At 50.7% G+C, this 22,195-nt stretch carries 17 protein-coding genes and 1 pseudogene; 16 read left to right on the top strand and 2 right to left on the bottom strand.

Annotation, left to right across the window (positions count from 1 at the left end):
• The first annotated feature begins 18 nt into the window (after positions 1-18).
• The 8 genes from secF (at position 19) to GXP70_RS24665 (ending at position 11,159) form a co-directional block, all read left to right on the top strand.
• Entirely contained in the window at positions 19-2,157 is a 2,139-nt protein-coding gene (gene secF / locus GXP70_RS24700; RefSeq protein ID WP_162359287.1) for a protein translocase subunit SecF, read from the top strand.
• A gap of 210 nt (positions 2,158-2,367) precedes the next feature.
• Entirely contained in the window at positions 2,368-2,922 is a 555-nt protein-coding gene (locus GXP70_RS24695) for a GNAT family N-acetyltransferase (protein WP_162359286.1), read from the top strand.
• Positions 2,923-3,524: 602 nt separating this feature from the next.
• A complete protein-coding gene (locus GXP70_RS24690) occupies positions 3,525-5,318 on the top strand; it encodes an ABC transporter ATP-binding protein (RefSeq protein WP_162359285.1) in 1,794 nt (597 codons plus the stop codon).
• Positions 5,284-7,002, top strand: coding sequence for an ABC transporter ATP-binding protein (locus GXP70_RS24685; protein WP_162359284.1), 1,719 nt, complete (start codon positions 5,284-5,286; stop codon positions 7,000-7,002). The genes GXP70_RS24690 and GXP70_RS24685 overlap by 35 nt, the downstream gene beginning before the upstream one ends.
• A gap of 33 nt (positions 7,003-7,035) precedes the next feature.
• Positions 7,036-7,362: a GNAT family N-acetyltransferase gene (locus GXP70_RS24680; RefSeq protein WP_225442903.1), complete on the top strand. Its 327-nt coding sequence runs from the start codon at positions 7,036-7,038 to the stop codon at positions 7,360-7,362.
• Positions 7,363-7,502: 140 nt separating this feature from the next.
• Positions 7,503-8,414 carry a GNAT family N-acetyltransferase gene (locus tag GXP70_RS24675; protein ID WP_162359282.1) on the top strand — a complete coding sequence of 304 codons (912 nt, stop codon included), beginning with the start codon at positions 7,503-7,505 and terminating at the stop codon, positions 8,412-8,414.
• Positions 8,415-9,047: 633 nt separating this feature from the next.
• Complete coding sequence (locus tag GXP70_RS24670) at positions 9,048-10,142, top strand: serine hydrolase domain-containing protein (protein ID WP_162359281.1); 1,095 nt, start codon at positions 9,048-9,050, stop codon at positions 10,140-10,142.
• A 162-nt stretch (positions 10,143-10,304) separates the two neighbouring features.
• Positions 10,305-11,159 carry a nucleotidyltransferase domain-containing protein gene (locus tag GXP70_RS24665; RefSeq protein WP_225442543.1) on the top strand — a complete coding sequence of 285 codons (855 nt, stop codon included), beginning with the start codon at positions 10,305-10,307 and terminating at the stop codon, positions 11,157-11,159.
• Between the two features lie 221 nt (positions 11,160-11,380).
• Here the strand turns inward: GXP70_RS24665 and GXP70_RS24660 are convergent, their stop codons facing one another.
• Both GXP70_RS24660 and GXP70_RS24655 read right to left on the bottom strand, forming a co-directional pair.
• Positions 11,381-12,193, bottom strand: a complete 813-nt coding sequence (locus tag GXP70_RS24660; RefSeq protein ID WP_162359280.1) for an NAD-dependent epimerase/dehydratase family protein — start codon at positions 12,191-12,193, stop codon at positions 11,381-11,383.
• A 176-nt stretch (positions 12,194-12,369) separates the two neighbouring features.
• Positions 12,370-12,963: a TetR/AcrR family transcriptional regulator gene (locus tag GXP70_RS24655; protein ID WP_225442902.1), complete on the bottom strand. Its 594-nt coding sequence runs from the start codon at positions 12,961-12,963 to the stop codon at positions 12,370-12,372.
• 176 nt (positions 12,964-13,139) lie between these two features.
• Between GXP70_RS24655 and GXP70_RS24650 the strand changes: the two genes are divergently transcribed.
• The 8 genes and pseudogenes from GXP70_RS24650 to GXP70_RS24615 all read left to right on the top strand — a co-directional run bounded on the left by GXP70_RS24650 (position 13,140) and on the right by GXP70_RS24615 (position 22,158).
• The gene (locus tag GXP70_RS24650) at positions 13,140-13,544 is read left to right on the top strand and encodes a VOC family protein (protein ID WP_162359278.1); all 405 of its coding nucleotides are present in this window, start codon (positions 13,140-13,142) and stop codon (positions 13,542-13,544) included.
• A gap of 665 nt (positions 13,545-14,209) precedes the next feature.
• The gene (locus tag GXP70_RS24645; RefSeq protein WP_162359277.1) at positions 14,210-14,632 is read left to right on the top strand and encodes a hypothetical protein; all 423 of its coding nucleotides are present in this window, start codon (positions 14,210-14,212) and stop codon (positions 14,630-14,632) included.
• Between the two features lie 84 nt (positions 14,633-14,716).
• A pseudogene (locus GXP70_RS30195) lies at positions 14,717-16,561 on the top strand (S9 family peptidase).
• A gap of 271 nt (positions 16,562-16,832) precedes the next feature.
• Positions 16,833-17,144, top strand: coding sequence for a hypothetical protein (locus tag GXP70_RS24635; protein ID WP_162359276.1), 312 nt, complete (start codon positions 16,833-16,835; stop codon positions 17,142-17,144).
• Positions 17,145-17,493: 349 nt separating this feature from the next.
• Entirely contained in the window at positions 17,494-18,468 is a 975-nt protein-coding gene (locus tag GXP70_RS24630) for an ABC transporter permease (protein WP_162359275.1), read from the top strand.
• Between the two features lie 245 nt (positions 18,469-18,713).
• On the top strand, positions 18,714-19,580 hold the full coding sequence (locus tag GXP70_RS24625) for a carbohydrate ABC transporter permease (RefSeq protein ID WP_162359274.1): 867 nt from the start codon (positions 18,714-18,716) through the stop codon (positions 19,578-19,580).
• 37 nt (positions 19,581-19,617) lie between these two features.
• Positions 19,618-21,195 carry an extracellular solute-binding protein gene (locus GXP70_RS24620; RefSeq protein ID WP_162359273.1) on the top strand — a complete coding sequence of 526 codons (1,578 nt, stop codon included), beginning with the start codon at positions 19,618-19,620 and terminating at the stop codon, positions 21,193-21,195.
• 36 nt (positions 21,196-21,231) lie between these two features.
• Positions 21,232-22,158 carry a TauD/TfdA dioxygenase family protein gene (locus GXP70_RS24615; RefSeq protein WP_162359272.1) on the top strand — a complete coding sequence of 309 codons (927 nt, stop codon included), beginning with the start codon at positions 21,232-21,234 and terminating at the stop codon, positions 22,156-22,158.
• Positions 22,159-22,195 lie beyond the last annotated feature (37 nt).

Genomic DNA, 22,195 nt, shown 5'->3' with positions numbered 1-22,195 from the left:
TGAAAGGGAGAATTCGAATTGTCCAAAACCATAAAAAGCGTGCTGCCGTTCATAGTGATGGTTCTTTTCGTGCTGGCGCTGATGACATCGACGCTGCCGCATATCGTCGGCAATTTGAAGCTGGGCCTCGATCTTAAGGGCGGCTTCGACATCCTCTATCAAGTGAAGCCGATCGATTCCGAACAGCAAGCGACGAAGCCTCTGCTGCTCGCGACCGAACGAATGATCGAGAAACGCGTCAACATGACGAAGGTGTCCGAGCCGGAGCTGACGATCGAAGGCGCCGACCGGATTCGCGTCCGGATTGCCGGCAACGCCGATCAGACGAAGCTGCGGAAGCTGATCAGCCAGTCGGCCTATCTCAGCATTATAGACGATCAGCATCACGTCGTGCTGGATGGCGGCGATCTGCTGCCGAACGGCGCGGATTCGGGGCTCGATGCACTGAATCGCCCCGAGGTCATTGTCAAATTCAAAGATCCGGCGAAGCTAAAGCGGGTCACGCAGGACAATCTGGGCAGGACGCTTACGTTCCTGCTGGATGACAACGTTGTATCGGAAGCCGTCGTGCAAGCTGTCGTCAGCGATGGCGTCTCCGCCATATCAAGCGGCGATCGGGATTCCGCGACCGAGCTCAAGGACCTGTTGAACGCCGGCTCGCTTCCCGCCCAACTCATCGAGCTGCAGGTCGATACGATTTCGCCCAGCCTCGGAGAGGAGGCGCTGCATCGCACGCTGCTTGCGGGCGGCATGGCGGCCGCGGCGATTCTCGTTTTTATGGCTGCGGTCTATCGGCTCGCGGGGCTGGTAGCGAATCTGACCATTGCCTGCTTCGCCTACATCGGCCTGCTCGCGCTGGATTGGATGGACGCGTCGCTGACGTTGTCCGGCATCGCCGGTTTCGTGCTCGCCATCGGCATGGCTGTCGATGCGAATATTATTACGTACGAGAAGATTAGAGAGGAGCTGCGGGAAGGGAAAAGCCTTCGCTCCGCCTGCCGCATCGGTGCGCGCGCCTCCATGGCCACGATTATCGACGCGCATGTGACGACGCTCATTGCCGCCCTTCTATTAACGATTTTCGGCGACGGCTCCGTCAAAGGCTTTGCGATCGTGCTGACCATGACAATCGTCGTCAGTCTGCTCACCAATGTATACGGTTCGAGGCTATTCCTATGGCTGCTGCTTCGCAGAAATGCGCTCCGCAGCGTCGGCTGGTTCGGCGTGCGCAATGGAGGCAAGTCCAGTAAACCTGTCCGGCATCCGAATCTCGTCAAGCACAGAAAGCGATTCTTGAGCCTCTCCGCGCTAATACTCGTCTTGGGATTGGCGGCGATACTATTCAGAGGACTGGAGCTCGGGGTGGATTTCAAGTCGGGGACAAGGCTGGAGCTGACCATTGGAGCGCGGTTCGAAGCCGCGGACATCGCGGCGGCAATTCAAGAAGTCGTACCGTCCGTTGACATGAAGCCCATCGTTAAGGCGGGTTCCGGCAGCGGTTCCTCCGCCGTTACGACGTTCGGCAGCGCGTTGTCTTCCTCACAGATCGACTCGATCGAGGACAAGCTGCGGCAGCTGTACGGGGAGCAGGTGACCGGGCAGGAATCGACGGTCAATCCCGTCATCGCCGACGAAACCGTGAAGAAGGCCGGTTACGCCGTTCTGATGGCCGCCGGTGCGATCGTGCTGTACACGGCACTTCGATTTCATTATTTGTTCGGCATTGCATGCATCATCGCGCTCGCTCATGATATTTTGATCCCGATCGCGCTATTCTCCCTATTCGGGCTTGAGGTCGATCTGACCTTCATCGCCGCGATCTTGACGATTATCGGGTATTCGCTTAACGATACGATCGTGATTTTCGACCGGATCCGCAGTCATATGCGGAAGGAACGGCCCGCAACCGCGGAGCAGCTGGAACGGCTCGTCAATACAAGTTTATGGCAGACGATGCGGCGTTCCGTGTTCACGGTGCTTACCGTCTTCTTCGCCGCCTTGGCTTTGTTCGTTATGGGCGGGGAGAGCATAAGGCTGTTCTCGCTTGCGCTGCTGTTCGGTCTTACGTGCGGCACGTATTCCTCGATCTTTATCGCCGCGCAGCTATGGATGATGCTGTACAAGCGTACCCGATTAGGGCCGCGTACGAAGAAGTGAATCTGGATCGTTCAAGCGCTCGCTTAATCTAATCCAGCTTGTTAGAGAACTATAGCTTGAGGGCTGCGGAACTCTTGTTTCAGCAGCCTTCTTTACACTACAAGGTCCGCACAAAGCGATGCTCCGTCATCCAATATGAAATCCCGAAAGAAGGATGAACAGGATGATTGTGGAACTCTCTCTAATACGGTTTTTTTAGGAGGCTAACATATGCGTTTCAACGAGTCGTTTCAAGAATTCCCTATGATGGAGACAGAACGATTAGTATTGCGAGAGCTTCAACCAGATGATGCGGAAGATTACTATACTTACTTTTCTGACCAGGAGGTAACAAGGTTTTGGGGGTATGATTGTCCCAAAGATATAAAAACGGTCGCAAGCACCTTTGTGCGCTTTCGGAATGCTTTTAAAAGAAAAGAAATGATTGTGTGGGGCATAGCCTTCAAGGAAACCAATCAGATTTGCGGCACGTGCATACTAGGGAGCTTTGTTAGAGGATCGATGGCAAATGTCAGTTATAACCTGTCTGCAGAACAATGGAACAAGGGGATCATGATTGAGGCTTTAGGAGCTATACTCCCTTTCGGGTTTCATCAATTAGGATTGCATCGGATTCAAGCTATGGCGATGCCTGAAAATAAAGCGTCGATAAGACTATTGGAAAAATTGGATTTTAAGAAAGAGGGCCTGTTAAGGGCATACGCTTTTGGCAGCTTATTTACCGATACCCTCATCTATGCTCTCCTGGCTGAAGAGTGTAATTAAATTGATTTTCATATTTGCGCACATTTCAAGCGAATGGAGTGACGTAGCATGAAATCGCCAGGCGGCTCGATTTTTCCATATTACTACAAAGGCGGGGAAATCCATTGTCTTAAATATGGCAATCATTACTCTGACGAAGCGAAACTATTTGAATTAATGAAACTTGAGGAAGCATTCATTATGGAAACGAACAAGAAATTAAAAATATGGATTGATATGTACAAAACTTCAATTACGGATCGAGTACTTCATGAGATTATCAATAATCTTACGAATATAAATGATTATATCGAGAAATTATCGTTCGTGGGCTTATCCAGGTGGGATGAATGGAGAATCAAAAGGAGAATAAGGAAAGCGGGATTCAAGCATCTCATATCCTTTTATTCCGATCCTGAAGAGGCCAAGACTTGGTTGGTTAGCGAGAGGAATCGATCGTGATTCAAGAAGGCCCGGCAACAGGTAACATCCTACTCCACGCGGCGGGTCGACGTCCTTGGTCTGCAGGGGCGCAAAGGCATTTTATATCCGTATACACCCGCCTCTTTTAGTGATATATTTCCCTATATATGGAATCGCTTGAATCGTATAGGGGGGCTAATATGGAAGAAGATCCGCAACAGACCAATTATAGCTTCAGAATTGTTTATGCCTGGTGTTTATCCTATATGAAGCCGTATAGGGGGCTGTTCATCGGGTACTTGATGCTAGGCATCCTCGGCAGTTTGATCTTAGTCGCCGTTCCCAAATGCATTCAGGTATTCATTGATACGGTGCTGCCGGAACGAAATCTCGCTTTATTTTATTCCGTGCTTGCCGTCCTGCTTGTCCTGCTTGCCGCGATGATCATCGCGAATAACCGAAAAAACACGCTCGGGCTAATCATCCAGGAGAAAACCTCAAGAGACCTTCAGCAGGCGGTATTTGCACAGCTACGCCAGCTTGGCTTTCCTTACTACGAACGACACTCGGTCGGAGAGACGTTAACGTTCTTCAACACGGAAATCCCCGCTATTCATGAAATCTACAGACGCTATTTCCCTTCTATTGTACAGAACGTGATGATGCTGGTCATTACCGTGGGCTACTTGATGACCATTAGCCCGCGGTTATCCCTGCTCTTCGTGCCTTGTATTCTGCTTTATTATTTCTCCGCGCCCTATTTCGAGAAGAAGGCCGTTCTCTACATACGATCCAGTATGGATGAATTTAAGGAGCTCGGCAAAAAACAATATGACAGTTTGTCGGCATCGCTTGAGCTTCGTGTCCATGCGGCGGAGAACTGGGATATCCGTCGAAGCCTGGAAACGAACGAAAGAGCTTCCCATCATCTGTTCATGCATTTTATTTACATTAATATCAGAGCCATCTTAAGACGTATCTCCGTCTACGGAGGCGCAATTCTGTTGTTTGTGTACGGCTTCCAGCTCATTCAAGGAAACATGGTCAGCGTAGGCGAGTTCATCGCCTTCCTGCTCCTGTATTTCCGCTCGATGTTCACCATGACGACGGTCGTCACGCTGCTGTCCGAGCAGAAAGTGCTCGTTCATAAGGCGGAGGCGCTATACCGTTTCATGAAACTGAAGCCGGAAGTTATCGAATTACTTAAGCCCGCAGCATTGTCTGCGATCCAAGGCGGACTCGAGTTCCGAAACGTACATTTTGGATATGGCAGAGAGGAAAACATCCTTCGCGGTTTCGATCTGGCTCTGTCGCCTGGGCAACGCGTGGCCATCGTAGGGACAAGCGGTAACGGAAAGTCTACCTTGACCAAACTGGTGAGTCGATTCTACGATCCTCGAGCGGGTGAAATCTTATTGGATGATACGCCGATTCAGCGTTTATCGATAGGCCAACTGAGAGAGGCAGTCGGTTTCGTTTTTCAAGAAACGTACTTGTTCGGAGCATCCATTAGCGACAATATCCGGTTTGGAAACCCGGAAGCAACGGATGACGAGGTCGAGGCGGCAGCGCGGGCAGCCAGCGCCCATGATTTCATTATGGAGCTGCCTAACGGCTACGATACGTTAGTAGGAGAGCGAGGAAACAAGCTTTCCGGCGGTCAGAAGCAGCGAATCGCGATTGCAAGAATGTTAATTAAGAACCCTGCAATTGTCGTGCTCGACGAAGCGACCTCCGCGCTTGATAGTCAGACCGAATCCGATGTCATGCAAGCCTTGGACAGACTTCTGCTCGGTAGAACAACGTTAACGGTCGCTCATCGCATCTCGACGATCCGTCACTACGACCTCATTGTCGTGATGGACCAAGGAAGGATTGCCGAGATGGGGACATACGATGAGCTTATGCGGGCGAATGGATTGTTCGGTCTGCTGGTGCTTGGAGAGGAGGAGCGGGAGCATGAAAGGCGTGAAATGGATCAGAACGTTTCTTAAACCGTTTCGGAACATGTACATGCTTGCCCTTCTTCTACTACTAATCTCGATTGTCACGAACTTACTGATGACCGGCATTCAAAAGTTTCTCGTGGATAATGTGTTCGTCAAAGGGGAGTATGATCAATTCGGTCGCTTTCTGCTGCTATTCGGCATCATTGCAGCTGCGTATCTCGCTTCATGGGTCGCGAAGGACATGTTGTTCGAGCGAGTGGACTCGAAGTTGAAGATCTCGCTCCGCAAGCATGCCATGGAGCATATTCACCGCATACCCGCCAAGGTGTACCATAAAGAGCGGGTCGGCAAGCTCTCGTCCGACTTGGACGCATTCGTTAACTCTTCGCAGATTCTTACCTATAAACTGCCGGACGGTATTGAGAACTCGCTCAATCTCGTCCTTCTGGCAGCGTTGGTCGGTTACGCCAATTGGATAATATTAGCGGCAGTTTCGGTTTTTGGCGTGGCCTATGTATGGCTTGGCAAGCGCTTCTTGCCCCGGACCAAGCAGGCGGCACATGCCCTCCAAGAACAGCGTTCGGAAATGAACGTCGATCTGGAAGAAGGCATTTCTTCCACGAGGGAGGTCATTGCATTCCATCGAGAAGCATGGGAGCGGCGGAAGATGGAGACGGCATTTAGCAAGTTCTTTGAGAAAGCGCTATATGAGAACAAGATCAAGAACCTGCAGCTCCTCTGGACGGATCCGTTAAAGTGGGGCGCGACGCTGATCGTTCTAGGTCTTGGCGGATACGGGGTTATGCATGGGGACTTGTCCCTCGGCATGTTTGTCATCGTGTATCAATTCACTGCCCAGCTGCTTGATTCTTTCAATGGGGTTTACCAAACGATACAGGGACTAGGCGAATCCGTCGTGTCCGTCGAGAGAGCGGGGCGATGGTTGAACGAGGGCTCCTACGTGGCGTCGGGAAGTCGTAAAATGGACGGTCCGGTCGAGAGCCTGTTCTTCCAAGACGTTCACTTCGGCTATTCCGAAGATCGGGAACAAGTGTTGAATGGCTTGGATGCGAATATGCCGATCGGCGGTAAAATAGCTTTTGTCGGGGAGAGCGGAGGGGGGAAGTCGACAATTGCTCAATTATTGATTCGCTTCTACGACCCCGACCGCGGCCGGCTCTTCGTTAATGGTATGCCGCTTGATGAAATTCACAGACAGGATTGGATGGCACGCATCTCGATCGTATTCCAAGAGCCTTACTTATTTCCGGATTCCATTCGTACCAATTTACTGCTCGGGAGAAGCTTTACGGATGCTGAAATGCTTGCGGCATGCAAGACAGCACAGATCCACGAGACGATCATGGCCATGCCTCGCGGTTATGATACCGTACTTGGCGAACGAGGGATAACCTTGTCCGGGGGCCAGCGCCAGAGGCTCGCGATCGCCAGATCCATTCTGGGAGATCCGGAAATCTTGATCCTGGATGAAGCGACGTCCGCTTTGGATCTGGAAACAGAGCGGAAATTGATGGCCGACCTTGATGCCGCCCGGGCAGGCCGCACCACGATCGTGATCGCGCACAGGCTGTCGACCGTAGAGAATGCCGACATGATCTTCGTCATGGACAACGGACGCGTCGCAGAATATGGCTCTCATGATCGTTTAATACAGAAGGATGGAACCTACCGCAGGTTGGTCATGGGAGCGAATCCGGTGTTCAGTTGAAATATACATTGAAAATAGAATTGAGCTTCGGGAATTACATTTGCGATATATAAAGACGAGAAGATGGTCGGGTTTATAATGATGTACTACGACGATGGAAACGGGAAATTCGAATACAGCAGCTATGGGATTTTCAAAATCATGATCGATAGGCGCTACCAAGGCAATGGGTATGGCAAGGAAGCGACGATTAAAGCGATAGCATACTCCAAAGCATCAACGCATGGAAAAGCCAGGGTCGTTGAACTTACCTATAATCCGGACAACGCGATCGCGAGAAAGCTGTATCTATCCCTAGGCTTTGTTGAGACAGGGAAGATCCACCCTTCCGGTGAGGTATACGCGGAGTATGTCTTGTAGTCCTTTGCGCAGGCAAGGAGCGGGAGTATGAATGCCGGGTTGCTTATAATCATTCATTACCAGACGAAGGATTAATAAGATGTTAAAATAATTCTGTTGCGCTTTTGGAATAATTTATAAAAAACGGTGGTGTTTGTGATTTGAGCGAAATTGAAATCCGTAGATTTACAAAGGACGATTTTCAGCAAACGGGTGAGTTGTACCACGCCGTTACCGCTAAGGGCAGCGCCGTTTTCTGGTGGGTTGGAGAAGAAGAAAACTGGGAGAATGTGTTCATTGCGACGGAGGGAGATCAAATTATAGCCAAGGGGCAAGTTAGTGTTATTTCCATAATACCGCTAGGCAGCCCCATAGAACGCAAGCATCATATTTACTTTAATTTAAAGACCCTTCCGGACAGAGAAGACGACTACCACATCTATGATCTCCTCTACGAGCAATTGTTAATTAGGGCATATCAGTTGAAGGAAAGATTACCTAATGAATATCGAACGATGATCTGCATTGGGAATCAGTCGACTGAAGAACATAACAACAACTATTTTAAATCGAAGGGGTTCGAATACGGGAAGAGCTTATATACGATGCGTAGAAACTTATCCGAGCCGAGCGAACACTCCGTTCTAACTGCACCCTACCGTTGCATGCAATGGGACTTGGCTTCGGAGGAAAGCATAAATGAATATTTGAAAATCGATATGGAAATTTGGCCGGATGCACCAATTGGGATCAAGCGGTTAAAAGAGAATCAGAAACATTCGGCGTGGACCGCTTTTGTTGCAAGAGAGAATGCTGCCCTAGTAGGAAGCGTAATGACGTGGATAGATGAAGATGGAGATGGAATCATTGAAGATGTACTTGTCAGAGCGCCTTGGCGAAAACAAGGGATTGCAAAGCATCTACTTACTCAGGCGCTCATCTATCTCCAAGATCATGGGTGCATGTTCGCAGAACTGCAAGTTGAGACGGCTAACAAATCCGCGTTATCCTTATATCACTCCGTTGGCTTCAAAGAGGTATCAGAAGAAGTGCGTTATCTTCGAGAGCTATAAGTCGTTGAATTAACGGGGGAAACGATAGCTGAGTAGAGCAGATCACTAACAATGGTCTGCTTTTTCATTGAAGTAACGGGCAGGGTATTAGAATTGCATGTGGAATTATTTAACTTACGCCATTATTGAGGGACCAGCGGTGGAAGGAACGGTTGTTAATCTAGATGGAAATCGGAGAATGTACTATATCCTAACACAAGGTGAATTTCGGAGGTGTGTTCATCTTTTAAAAAAGGGATTCAGTGAAGTGGCATACACATCGCGTAAAAAGGTGGTACCTTCCTCAGTAACATTGACATCCCTCTGGTTATTGAACCAGTTAATGAGCACAATCGCCGAATGTATCTTGAAGGACTTATAAATTCTTATGGATCTGAAGATGCCATCCCGGAGATTTATTGGTCCACGGCCTTTCTTCAGTTAGACTCAAACGCGAAGCCTGTAGTTATGTCCCCGCAAGATGTGAAAAAACGCCATGCATATAGTTTAATAAAGACATGACAGCAGCCAGTATGAAATCGGCTGCTATTTTTCATTGAATTATCAGGCAGATTAGTACAGTAATGATCTTTTTAATCAGGAGGAAAACTGAAATAACTACAGAAATAAAGAAATTTCGAAAAGGGTGAGAAAATGTCTAATTGCTACTTCCCTGCTTCGGAGACAAAAGGTGGATGGAGAGCTCTTAAGCATAAAGATGACATTGCAAGTCTAGGCATAGATTTGGAAGCAACACGGGAGTTCGTCGAATGGAATATGGGGATCCAATCAATGCCGCCTGCAAGCCAATCGTCCATATCGGTATTAGTAATCAAAGATGGTTGGATCGTTAGCGAAGGATATGATCGTCCCGAAACAAAATATTCATCAACCTGGACAGCCTCTATAGGTAAGACTATGACGGCGTGTATGTTTGGTAAATGGATTGAGGATTCAAGCAGCGGGCGTATACCGATCAAGATAGATCTTGAAAGTCCCGTTTATGATAATAGATATTTACCCGAGGGCTTCCCTTTGTCTGATTCCCGGAAAAGCCTTATTACATTTACTCAGATATTAAATCACACTTCGGGTTTGAAGCCATCACCTGAGGTATACCAGGGCGAAAATTTTTTATTCGTACCGTATACGGTAGGACAATGCGAGATCTACCCCGATTCAATGCAGCTTTATTCTGAACCAGGAACAAGATTTGGGTATAGCAATATAGGATATAACCATTTCGCAGTTATTTCTCCACATCTTACAGGTGTTCAACTTCATACAAGTATGGAGAAACAGTTATTTTCCCCTATTGGAATAGAGAAAACTTCTTGGTACTCAGGTGGAGATAGTTATGTATGGGGCGAAAAAGTTTATCAGCCTTCATGCGCAGGCCCCGATATGACGTCTCGAGATCTTGCAAGGTTTGCCTATTTACTGCTTAGGAACGGCAATTGGGGAGAGCAACAGATTGTTCCTTCGTGGTATCTAGATGAAATGAAAAAGGTCAGTTGGGTTCAACCTGATTATGGACTTGGTTTACGTTCAAACGCGAACGGAAGTTTCTCGGACTCATTGCCTAAAGACGCTTTTGTTCTTTCAGGAGCTGGATTAAATGTAGCATTGGTAGTTCCTACTTGGGATTTAATAGTGATACGAACGAGTCAGGTGGACAGCTTCAATAGCAAGAAGTTTCTGGGGGAGTTTCTTGAGAAAAGTAAATTAATATTAAGAGGGCGCAACTAACGGGAAACATTGGTTCAGCATCATTGAGGAGCAGCTTGCCAATGTGAGTCGCTCCTTCAGTCATTAAGCTATAGAGAATTTGTGTTAATCCATTCTCTCCCTTGAGGCCCGGAACACCGATTCCTTATACTGGAGACAGCCGAATTCAGGATTGGAGTGAGCATGATGAACGTGCAAAGCACAATTTCGAATATTGTTGACCGCTTAAAACCAATCAGCGGAATACGGGCTCTCGTTCTCGGCGGCTCAAGAGCAAGGGGGACGGCCAGCCCGAACTCCGATATTGATTTCGGCATCTATTACGATCCCTCTATCGGGCTGGACATTACCGAGCTTCGCCGGGTTGCGTCTGCCATCGATGACGAGCATCGCGACAACCTCGTAACGGAAATAGGCGGCTGGGGACCGTGGATTAACGGCGGCGGCTGGTTGAAGATCGATGACATGCCGGTCGACTTCTTATATCGGGATCTCGATAAAGTGTCCCAAGTCATAGAAGACTGCGTCAATGGAACGATCACGATCGATTATCAGCCGGGCCATCCTCATGGCTTCGTCAACTCGATCTATATGGCGGAAATCGCGTTGTGCAGCGTGTTATGGGATCCGTCGGGCGTAATCGGAGAGTTGAAAAGCAGAACCAGCCCATACCCGCCTGCGCTTCAAGAAGCAACGATTCGCAAGTTTTTCTGGGAAGCAGCCTTTGCGATCGAGAACGGCTATAAAGCGATCTACAAAAATGATTTAGCCTACGTCGCCGGATCCTGTTTCAGAGCGGTTGCCTCCTTGAATCAGGCTTTGTTTGCCATGAACGAATCCTTCTTGATGAATGAAAAGGGTGCTTCGGCCATTGCCGATTCCTTCCGCATCGCGCCTGACCGATACTTCCCAAGAATCAATGCGATCTTCGCAAGCATCACGGAGGATCAGGAAAATGTAAAGACTGCGATTCATAAGCTGCGCGAGCTGATTCAAGAAACAGAGGATCTCATGCAATCCAAATCGTTATTGAACTAACCGGGGAATGCTAGATTAGCCGAATGAAGATACGACGGCAGCCGATCGTGATCGGCTGCCGTTGTCCATTGAAATAACGGGAGATTGGTTCAATATCAGAGCGAGGCAGGTAAACAGAGCTTCCAGCGAATGGAACGTAAACGGGCTCAGCCCACTAGAACAGCTTGCCGGGCTTTGATTCCGTGCTTAGGGTTGACTGGCTCCTTCCTTCGTTCGGTACGCTACGTTCGCTCGACAATCGTTCCCTCCCGCGTGAATTCCTGGATGAAGGTGCCGAAATTATAACGCGGTTCATACCCGAGTTCCGCGCGTTCCCGCGACAAGTCCATCGTCTCGAGCCGGACAGGCAGCTCCAGGCGATAGGCTTCAATGAGCCGCTTCGCGCCGGGGTACAGCCGTTCCCACGCGTCGGCGGGAGAGGCCGCGTAGGCAAGCTTGTCCGCTTCGGTGAACGCGTCATCCCGTACGATATGATACGTGCCGTACGTCTGCGGGCATACGACGGCTGACGCTACGGCTTGAATCACGTCCCGGCGGTCGACGCCGCCGTGAAGCAGCCTTTCGCCATAGTGGCGTGCGTCTGTATAAGGCGTAAAATCCGCAGGACGCAGCAGGATAACCTCGATGCCGTGCTGCTCGTGGTAGTAGCGGCACAGCTGCTCGCCGATTTTCTTCGTGTACGCATAGAAATCCGAACCGTAGAACGACATGCTCGACAGCCACACCACGCGGCGCACCCGATTGTTGACCGCGGATTGGAACATGTTGAAGGTCCCCGTAATATTAAGTTCGTAAAAATCGCGCTCGGAGCGCTGTCCCATGTGGATGCCGTGCCACGCCGGCGTATGGACGATGACATCCGCGCCTTCGGCCGCTTGATCCAAAGCGCGGGGCTCGCGGACATCCGCCGGGTAGAACGGCAGCGTCGTATCCATCGCGGCGATATCCGACAAACGGACCTCGTGCTGCGCGCGCAGCGCTTCGGCCGCGCCGGAGCCCACGCTACCGGTCGCGCCGGTAATCAATAGCTTCATCTGCTTGTCCCCTCCATGACGGTCTCGTCTTCATTATAGCAGCGCGCGCCGGAGCCTGATAAGAACTGAAAAAATGATTACTCAGTAACCTTGAAGTAAGTAAGGCGTCCGCCATCGGTCTGGCTATTCGTTGGTCCGCCATCGAAATCGGGTCAAGAAGTGGCAGGCTTCTCGTTCTAAAGTGAAGCGATTACGCGTTTGATGATCGCTTTTACGAATTGGCCGTCGATCGGCTCTCGCGAGAACCAACGGCGGTAGAAGAGAGGCCCCAGCAACGCTGCAACGGCCGTGGACACGTCGGCGTGTGCCGACAGCTCGCCCCTATCTATGGCGCGCTGCAGGACCTCTCGCAGGGGGGCGGCGTGTCCGCGCTGAATCCGACTATGGATTTCCGCGAACTCCGGATTGCGCTCGGCGGCGTCGACGATTGACGGTAAGACAAAGGACCAATTCGCCGTCGGCAGCAGTTTCGCGATTTCCGCCAGGATAGCCGTGATATCATCTTCGAGTGAGCCGGTGTCGGGCGTTTCTTGCTCAGCAATCATCCGAGAACAGGCGTCGATCACCAGTGCTTCCCGCGTTGGCCAGTGCCGATAGATGGTCGTCTTCGCGACCCCGGAACGACGCGCCACCTCGTCGACGGTGAAGCTCGTCACACCGCCTTCGCTAAGCAGTTCAAACGCGGTGGTCAGGATTGTTTGTCTCGAACGCTCGGCGCGTCTATTCAAATGGGCCGACGGCACACTTTCGGATTTCTTAGAAGTCACCATCATTCCTCCAAAATAAGCGTATTTAAACGGGGGCTCATTGCCTATAATAAGTCCTTCACATTATACCATGGAAGCATCCTTGGCGCCGGGGCAGCCACCTCGCTTGTGTTAACAAGGCTAATATGATACGTTACGGTATCGTATCGTTTAATTCATTATTGAAAGGCGGAGGTTTCATGAATTTGGCTTCTGTACGCATTATTACTGACGACTTGGATAGACTCGTTGTGTTCTATGAGAAAGTCACGGGTGTTTCGGCGAAGCGTCCCGCGCCTGTGTTCGCAGAATTCGTTTTGCCGTCGTGTACCTTGGCGATCGGCCATTCCCAAACGGTGCATCTGTTCGGCGCTGGTTCCGCGCGTGCGGCCGACAACCACACCGTCATCATCGAATTTCGCGTTCATGACGTCGATGCTGAATACGCGCGCTTGAAGCCGCTTGTAGACGAGTGGGTGCAAGAACCGGCCACGATGCCATGGGGGAACCGCTCTATACTGTTCCGCGACCCCGACGGCAACCTCGTCAACCTCTTCGCGCCAGTTACCGAAGAAGCGCTCGAGCGGTTCAGCGGGAGGCTGTGAGCCGTACAATCTCCTCTAGGAATTTTACGGCGATAGTCGGATGCATAAGCATCCGGCTATGCGCTGCTCTTGAATACCAATTGACCTAGCGACAAGACCTTCCATTGTCCCTGTTTATTACGCTCCCTCAGTAACGATAGCATTGTATCTCCAAATAAATCGAAGGCAAACGCTCTGTCCGCAGTCTTTGAGGTGCTTCCTTTCCTTTCCGTACATTCGACATAGGGGGCGTCGAACTTTCTCGACAGCCTGAAGCGCAGCCGAGTAGGCTGCGCTTTTATCTGCTGGACTGCATATTAATTCAGCGGGAACGGATAACGCAACTTCCATCTACTGGAAACGTATAAAAAATATGCGATTAAAAGGAGAGAACGTTGAACCCGATTGTAGCTTGTCGAGGAGTACGAAAATCTCTATCAAGGGAGGAACGATTATGAATATTTCCAGTAGCGGTGTTTCTTTATTTTCAGTTTATGCCCAAATCATGTTCGTCGTTTATGGCTTATTTATCTTGCTTGGTCTATATTGCCTTTACCTGCTAATTAAATGTCTAATTCGCGGAATTAAAGCCTTAGATATTTATATCGAAAAGAACACCAGAGGCCCGCTTTGATTGGATGATGCGATGAGGTGTGGACTCTCCTGGTAATGAAAGGGAAAGGGAATTGAAAAAAAATAGTTTAATCGTACTCCTTGGCGTTCTTTTCATAATCGCCATTATTGTTTATTTTAAAACCAGCCGAATCCATGACGAAATGTCCCGAAAAGTAACGTTTTCCTTGGAATCGGAAGAGAATGTAACGGATTGGAAAGTCGACTTAGATCCTTATCTGAATAAGACTACGAATAAGTGGAATTATGATTTGTTCATACAGTATGTCGGCACCAAGCCTATTACCAATATTACATATAATTACGGTAGCGTTAAGGGGACGGCCACGCTAACAGAACCAGGAAGCTCGTCATTTGGTTCAACTGCAAATCTCGTACCCAAGCATGAGAAGGAGATTGTGGTGAATATCGAGTGGGATGAACCACAAGAGAAAAATAATCGCGGGACGGTTGCTTACAGCATTGTAAGAAAGTAAATCTGAGGAAGGCAAGGCACCAGGGTTCCTACCGGATGAGAACTAATTATCGCTAATGAATTAACTCTAAAGGAGAAGGTATTCATGAACGATTCCGCATCGGCAGTCCGGTTAATCCCGAGAGAGGTCCTTTTCGGCAATCCGGACAAAACGCAAACCGAGCTATCTCCGGACGGCGTGTACATTTCGTATCTGGCTCCGGATGAAGGCGTTCAAAACATCTGGATCGGGCATATCGGGGGGCATACGCGAGAGCCCGTTACCCACGACCGTGACCGAGGCATTCGTTGGTATTTCTGGGGTTATGACAGCAAGCATATCCTCTACCTGCAAGATGCCGGAGGCAATGAGAATTGGCGGCTCTATTCCGTCAATCTGGCCAGCAGAGAAATAGTGGATCTGACGCCGTTCGAGAACGTGCAGGCGCATGTCCTTCATACCAGCAAGAAGCATCCCGACGAGCTCATCGTCGCGCTAAATAAGGAAAACGAAGCCGCGCACGACGTCTATCGTCTTACGATCTCAACTGGAGAATTATCGCTTGTCGCCAAGAACCCCGGCAACATCCTCGGCTGGGTGGTAGACGCCGATCTGAACGTGCGGGGGGCAGGTGCCGCCACGCCCGAAGGCGGAATGGATCTGTTGGTCCGTGATGACGAGAGCTCCGAGTGGAGAACAATCGTGACTTGGGACAGCGAGGACGTGCTGTCAAGCGGACCCATTGGCTTCGCCAAAGACGGCACAGAGCTGTTCGTCATCGACTCGAGAAATACGAACTCGGGCCGTTTGGTACGCATGAACACGCAAGATGGTTCATATCGCGTACTAGCGGAGGACTCGCACTATGACGTTGGAGAAGTAATGCTCGATCTCGATACATACGAAGTTCTGGCGGTTGCGTTTTTCAGGGAGCGCAAACAATGGACCGTGCTGGATGCGGAGGTTGAAGCGGATTTTGCAGCGATTCGCAGCCTGCATGATGGAGATTTCCAGATCAGCAGCCGGGATCTTGAAGACCGGAAATGGCTCATCACATTTCAGTCCGACAAGGAGTCGTCCATCTGCTACATCTACGACAGGCAGTCCCGTACAGGATCGTTCCTGTTTCATACCGATCCGGTCCTGGCGGAATTCGAACTGGCGCCAATGGAGCCGCTATCCTTTACATCGCGCGACGGACTAACGATTCACGGCTACATCACGTTCCCGCCGAGACAGCGCGAGGGCGTGCCGATGGTCCTGAACGTGCACGGCGGACCGTGGGGGAGGGATCGCTGGGGTTTCCATTCGGAGCATCAGTGGCTGGCCAACCGAGGCTACGCTTGCCTTTCGGTCAATTTCAGGGGCTCGACGGGATACGGTAAAGACTTTCTCAACGCAGGTAATTAGGAATGGGCAGGCGCCATGCATAATGATCTCGTCGATGCCGTCGAATGGGCCGTACAGATGGGATATGCGAATCCAGATCGCGTGGCCATCTACGGGGCTTCTTATGGCGGATACGCGGCGCTGGTTGGCGCGACCTTCACGCCGGAACTTTTCTGCTGCGCAGTGGACGTGGTCGGTCCAAGCAACTTGGTCACGTTTATCCGCTCCATTCCGCCGTACTGGGCGCCGATGCTTGCTATTCTTCACAAAAGGGTGGGAAACCCCGATCTAGAGGAAGCGTTTCTCCAATCCCGGTCTCCGTTGTATCTAATCGATAAGATCCAAATTCCGCTGCTGATCGCCCAAGGCGCCAATGACCCGCGAGTGAAGCAAAGCGAATCCGAGCAGATCGTCGACGCGCTCAGAACGAGGGGATTGGAGCATGAGTATTTGCTCTTCCCGGACGAAGGCCACGGTTTCGCCAAACCCGAGAACCGACTGAGGTTCTATGAAGCGGCCGAGCGATTTCTCGCAAGGCACTTGGGCGGAGCTAGCGCATAATTTAGTTGTAGAGCGAAGAGTTTCAATAGACGGGAACGATAGTTCCTAAAATGTAACACGAATGAAATCCGATCTTTATCTCAACTTAATGTAGCGCGTTTATAATTAAACATGACCCCCTTTATTAAATATATCTTAGACCTACAGCGAGCTGCTGTAGGTCTCTTTTTATTAGAAACGGGGTAAGTACGGGAGGGATTAAATGACCGCTTCCATCGAAATCGTGAGGAAATCTCAATGGGTGAATCGGATCCGGGAGTATAGGATTCTATTGAACGATGCTAGGGCAGGGGCAATCAAAGACGGAGAGAGGGTGCGGATCGAACTAGAACCAGGCGAATACGAGCTGGAGCTGAACATCGACTGGTGCGGGAGCAACCGGTTATCTTTTACGATCGCCGATGGGGAGAAGCTTCTGTTTCAATCCGGCTGCCGGCTCGGAGGGCTCGATTACTTTCATCCATTCACGATGCTTTACTACGTTTTCTTCAAGAAGAATCGATACTTGTATGTGAAGCAGGAACCGATCCGGCCGGCTGGGGCTATTGATATTTACGTTGGGGGGCAGCCTTATGAGCCTTGAGAGGCGCAGCATAAACTTTCCTGATGGCGATTGTAAGAAGAGCAATAGTCGCCTAAAAAATGGTTGACGCCTAGCGACTCGTATGTTAGTATCAATCTCATATTAACCAAGTAAATAAATCGGAATAATAAACTATCTACCGGACAACCGGAGACCAGTGCCCCCAGCGGTGCTGCGTCTCCTTTTTTGTATAGGTAACCGCCTGGTCTACCAGAGGTTCTAGCTAAGGCTGCGGGGGAAGCCCGGCGAGTATGAGATGAACTGAATATATCGTCGACTGGTAATCCGGAGACACAACATGACCCCCTTATGTTGTGTCTTTTTATTTTATAGGAAGGGAGTCTGCTAGATGTCATACGTTGAAAGCGAGACCGCGCGAATCGAGGCTGGCCTTCGGACTCGGAAGCGCCTGCGCAGCAAATCAAATCTTCTCCGGTACATCTGGTTCAATCGCTATCTCTATCTCATGCTGACGCCGGCGCTGGTTTACTATCTGATTTTCCACTACATTCCGATGTACGGTGCGATCGTGGCCTTCAAGGATTTCAGCATTACGAAAGGCATTCTGGGCAGCGATTGGGCAGGCTTTAAGCAGTTTGATTACTTGTTCTCGCAGGATAAATTTTGGCAGGTCATCAAGAATACCGTCATTATCTCGTTGTACCGGCTTACGTTCGGGTTTCCGGCCCCGATCATTGCTGCCCTGCTCCTAAATGAAGTGAGATCCAGGGCGTTTAAGAAGTCGGTCCAAACGGTGATATACCTGCCGCATTTTATCTCCTGGGTCATTCTGGGAGGCATTCTGATCAATTTACTCTCGACCGACAGCGGTGTAGTGAACAATATCATCAAGCTGTTTGGAGGCACGCCGATCGGATTTCTGAGCAATGAAACGTATTTCCGCAGCACGCTCGTCTTCTCGATGATCTGGAAGGAGTTTGGCTGGAACACCATCATCTACATGGCGGCTTTGGCCGGAATAAGCCCGCATCTCTACGAAGCGGCTGTCCTTGATGGAGCCAACCGTTTTCAACGGCTGCTGTATTTAACGCTCCCGCTCATTCGGAGCACGATCATGCTCGTACTTATTCTTCGGCTGGGCGGGATCATGGAAGCGGGCTTCGAGCAAATCTTCGTGCTCTATAATCCGGCCGTATACCGGGTATCGGATATTATCGACACGTATGTGTATCGGATCGGCTTGACGGATGGGAGGTTCAGCCTCGCGGCGGCGGTGGGATTATTTAAATCCCTGATCAATTTCGGGCTGCTTGTCATCGCGAATTGGCTTTCCCGGAAGATGGGAGAGAACGGCGTCTACTGAAGCAGGTAAAACTTAAGCATATGCTTCCGAAGTAGTTTTACTATACTTGCCGGTACAAACGGCTGCGGGCTTCGCTCGTAAAACTTAAGCATATGCTTCCGAAGTAGTTTTACTATACTTGCCGGTACAATCCGGCTGCGGGTTTCGCTCGTAAAACTTAAGCATATGCTTCCGAAGTAGTTTTACTATACTTGCCGGTACAATCCGGCTGCGAGCTTCGCTCGTAAAACTTTAGGAGGGAGACAATGCACTACACTAGCAGGGCAGGGAAGCTGTTCGACTCGTTCAATGTCATCTTCCTGGCGGTCGTCGCTATCGTTACGGTTTATCCATTCTGGGATACGCTCGTTGTCTCGATCATTCCGCTTGACGAGTATCTAGGTTCGAGCATCCATCTGTTCCCCAAAGCGATCACCTTCAGCGCCTATAACTACTTGTTCTCGATGAAAGAGCTTTGGCGCTCCTACGGCGTGACGCTGTTCGTCACCGTCGTGGGCACGGCGCTGAGTATGCTGCTCACGATCATGGCTGCCTACGTGCTTTCCAGACCGGGACTGAAGGGAAATCGCGTGTTTATGTTTCTCTTCGTATTCACGATGATGTTCAGCGGAGGGATTATCCCGACGTATCTCATTGTGAAAAGCCTCGGTCTGATGAACTCGGTATGGGCGCTGATCATCCCGAGCGCGCTCAATACGTATAACCTGATCATTATGCGAAACTTCTTCTTTGCATTGCCGGAAGGGTTGGTCGAAGCGGCACGGATCGACGGCTGCAATGACGTGGGCATCCTGTACAGAATCGCGATCCCTTTGTCCATGCCGGCCATTTCCACCATCACGCTCTTTTATGCCGTTACCCGGTGGAACGATTTCTTCAACGCGATTTTCTTCATCAGCGACAAAGAGCATTGGCCCTTGCAGCTGTTCTTGCGAAGCATGCTGTTCGAGAACGAGTCCACGTACTCGGGAGGCGGCGGCAGTCTGTTTCTTCTGGGACCGTCCATCAAGATGGCGACGGTGATGGCGGCTACCATTCCGATCATGATTATTTATCCGTTTTTCCAGAAGTATTTTCACAATGGGGTATTGATCGGCGGGGTCAAGGAGTAATTCCTTAACTATAAATAAAAATCAGGAGGAAGAGAACATGGAACATAGGAAAGGGAAGAAGCTGCAAAAATGGGTGATTGGCGCAGCGGCGGCAGCCTTGATCGTAACGGGAGGCTGCTCGAATAAAGAGAATGCAGCCGATAGCAGCAGCGCATCTGGTTCAAGCGCATCCGATACAAGCTCCGAAAAACCGACGGAGATCGTATATTTGACCACGGGAGACGTAGGCGCGAAGCCGTTGGTGCCCAATGACCGCATTATCGCCGAGATCGACAAGCGGCTGAACATCAAGCTGACGGTCAAGATCGCGCCGGAATCTTCGTACGACAAGATTAACGTGGCTATTGCAAGCGGCGATATTCCTGACGTCGTGACGACGCAGTATCCTTCCTCATCGGTTTCTCAGTGGATTAAGGATGGCATTCTGGTTCCGCTCAACGATTATTTCGACAAGCTCCCTACGATTAAAGCCAAGCTCGATAACGGTCTGCAGTGGACGGCGGTAGACGGCAACTATTACGGCTACCCGTTCGTGAGCGGCGCAGAACGGTCGAATTACACCGTTCAATTCCGCCAAGATTGGCTGGATAAGCTGGGTCTCCAGCATCCGAAAACATTGGATGAATTCGAAGCTGCGCTGAAAGCCGTCGTGGAGAAGGATCCGGACGGCAACGGCAAGGCTGACACCTTCGGCTATGTCACGAACAAGCCGGGTGACGGCGATCTCCTGACAGGATTCGATTTTGTACTGTATGCTTACGGTCTTCCTTACTCGGATTATGAACTCAATGACAAAGGCGAGGTTATCCCTCGTTTCGAGCATCCGGCCTTTAAGAAAGGCATCGAGGAGCTGCGCAAATGGTATGCCGAGAAGCTGATCGATCCTGAATTTGTCGTGTACGACCGTCCGGCGAAGGAGCAAAAGTTTTTCCAAGGCAAAGCGGGTTTCATGGATGGTCCATTATTCCGCCACGTCAGCCGTATTGAAGGCAGTCTGCAGCAGGTCAATCCGGATGGCGTGCTCGGATATGCGCCGCCGCCAGCTGGACCGGACGGCAAGCAAGGGATGGCTACCGTTCCGAAAACGGCGTTGTTTACGGCAGTCACCAATAAGGCGAAAAATCCCGAAAAAGCGGCGGAGTTCATCGAATTCATGCTGTCCAAGGAAGGCCGCGACCTGCTGGAGCTCGGCATCGAAGGCATTCACTACACGAAACAGGGAGATAAAATTACTTACAACGAGGCTGAGCGCGCGAAAGACGGATTTGCGGATAACGGTTGGGCTCATCCGCTTGCATGGGGGAACGTGTCTTGGCCGATCGACGAGAACTATTTGCCGCAAACGGAGCCCAATATAGATCGCGCCAGGGATTCAGTTAAAGTCGCTTCCCAATACTTCGTGCCGAGTCTCATTACCCGTAGGACCGATGTAGAGATCGAACAGGGCAAAAACGTCAATGAAGTGTATAACCAATATTTCGTGGATCTGATCAGCGGCAAGATTGACGTCGACAAGGGCATCGAGGAGCTTGGCAAAAAGTGGCGAAAAGCAGGCGGCGATGAAATATTGAAGTCGGTCAACGAAGAGTACCAGAAACAAAACGCGAGCAAGTAACATCTATTCAATATTGATTAGCGAGGAGAATGCCTAATGGCTAATACGATTGCATCCGAAGAACGTCCCCGTCAAATTCCCGACCGCGGCATTAAAGGCGGTCCTCGCATTATCCGCCGTCTGCCTGAAGAAGCGGGCGAACAGCCGTACACGCTGTTCCGCGTTAAGCCTTACGGCCCTCTGATCGGCGCGGAAATCGAAGGCGTCGACCTGCGCAATCCCGTAACGCCGGAGCTTCAGCTGGAGTTGAACCGCGCGCTGCTTGAGTGGAAGGTGATTTTCTTCCGCGATCAGGACATTACGAGCGAGCAGCAGCAGGCGTTCGCCCGACTCTGGGGAGAGCTGGAGACCCATCCTTTCCTGCCTCAAGGAGCATCGGATGAAGTCGTTCGTTTCGCCAAGGACGATAAGAAAGCCGGATACGAGAACAACTGGCACTCGGACGTCAGCTGGCGGTTGACGCCTGCGCTCGGAGCGATCCTGCGCGTTACGGAGGCGCCGCTTCTAGGCGGGGATACATTATGGTCGGATCAGGCGGCGGCTTACGACAACCTGCCCGAGGAGATCAGGGAGAGAATCGACGGACTGACGGCGATTCACGATTTTACCCATGTTTTCGGCGTGCGGCTTTCGCCCGAGGAATTACGGATTCGCCAGGAGGAGTTTCCGGCGGCCGAGCATCCGGTCGTGCGCACCCACCCGGAAACCGGGCGAAAAACGCTGTACGTCAACCCGAACTTTACTATCCGGATCGTCGGTCTGGAGCAAGAGGAAAGCGAAACGCTGCTCTCGTATCTGTTCCGCCATTCGCAGCTGCCCGAGTTCCAGGTCCGCTTCCGCTGGGAAGCGAACTCCATCGCCTTCTGGGATAATCGCGCCACGCAGCATTACGCGAATTCGGACTATTATCCGAACCGCCGCGTTGCGGAGCGAGTGGCTATCGTGGGTGAACGGCCTTATTAAGAAAGGGAGGAGCCCGCGGCGTACGCGGGCTTTCTTC

This window comes from Paenibacillus lycopersici, from assembly GCF_010119935.1.
GTDB classification, from domain to species: domain Bacteria; phylum Bacillota; class Bacilli; order Paenibacillales; family Paenibacillaceae; genus Paenibacillus_Z; species Paenibacillus_Z lycopersici.
This window is presented reverse-complemented; position numbering and strand designations above follow the sequence as displayed.

What these genes read in the sequence shown, in the direction of transcription:
- GXP70_RS24695 (WP_162359286.1), top strand. Translation starts at nt 2,368, where the DNA reads ATGCGTTTCAACGAGTCGTTTCAAGAATTCCCTATGATGGAGACAGAA.
- GXP70_RS24690 (WP_162359285.1), top strand. Translation starts at nt 3,525, where the DNA reads ATGGAAGAAGATCCGCAACAGACCAATTATAGCTTCAGAATTGTTTAT.
- GXP70_RS24685 (WP_162359284.1), top strand. Translation starts at nt 5,284, where the DNA reads ATGAAAGGCGTGAAATGGATCAGAACGTTTCTTAAACCGTTTCGGAAC.
- GXP70_RS24670 (WP_162359281.1), top strand. Translation starts at nt 9,048, where the DNA reads ATGTCTAATTGCTACTTCCCTGCTTCGGAGACAAAAGGTGGATGGAGA.
- GXP70_RS24665 (WP_225442543.1), top strand. Translation starts at nt 10,305, where the DNA reads ATGATGAACGTGCAAAGCACAATTTCGAATATTGTTGACCGCTTAAAA.
- GXP70_RS24660 (WP_162359280.1), bottom strand. Translation starts at nt 12,193, where the DNA reads ATGAAGCTATTGATTACCGGCGCGACCGGTAGCGTGGGCTCCGGCGCG.
- GXP70_RS24655 (WP_225442902.1), bottom strand. Translation starts at nt 12,963, where the DNA reads ATGGTGACTTCTAAGAAATCCGAAAGTGTGCCGTCGGCCCATTTGAAT.
- GXP70_RS24650 (WP_162359278.1), top strand. Translation starts at nt 13,140, where the DNA reads ATGAATTTGGCTTCTGTACGCATTATTACTGACGACTTGGATAGACTC.
- GXP70_RS24630 (WP_162359275.1), top strand. Translation starts at nt 17,494, where the DNA reads ATGTCATACGTTGAAAGCGAGACCGCGCGAATCGAGGCTGGCCTTCGG.
- GXP70_RS24625 (WP_162359274.1), top strand. Translation starts at nt 18,714, where the DNA reads ATGCACTACACTAGCAGGGCAGGGAAGCTGTTCGACTCGTTCAATGTC.
- GXP70_RS24620 (WP_162359273.1), top strand. Translation starts at nt 19,618, where the DNA reads ATGGAACATAGGAAAGGGAAGAAGCTGCAAAAATGGGTGATTGGCGCA.
- GXP70_RS24615 (WP_162359272.1), top strand. Translation starts at nt 21,232, where the DNA reads ATGGCTAATACGATTGCATCCGAAGAACGTCCCCGTCAAATTCCCGAC.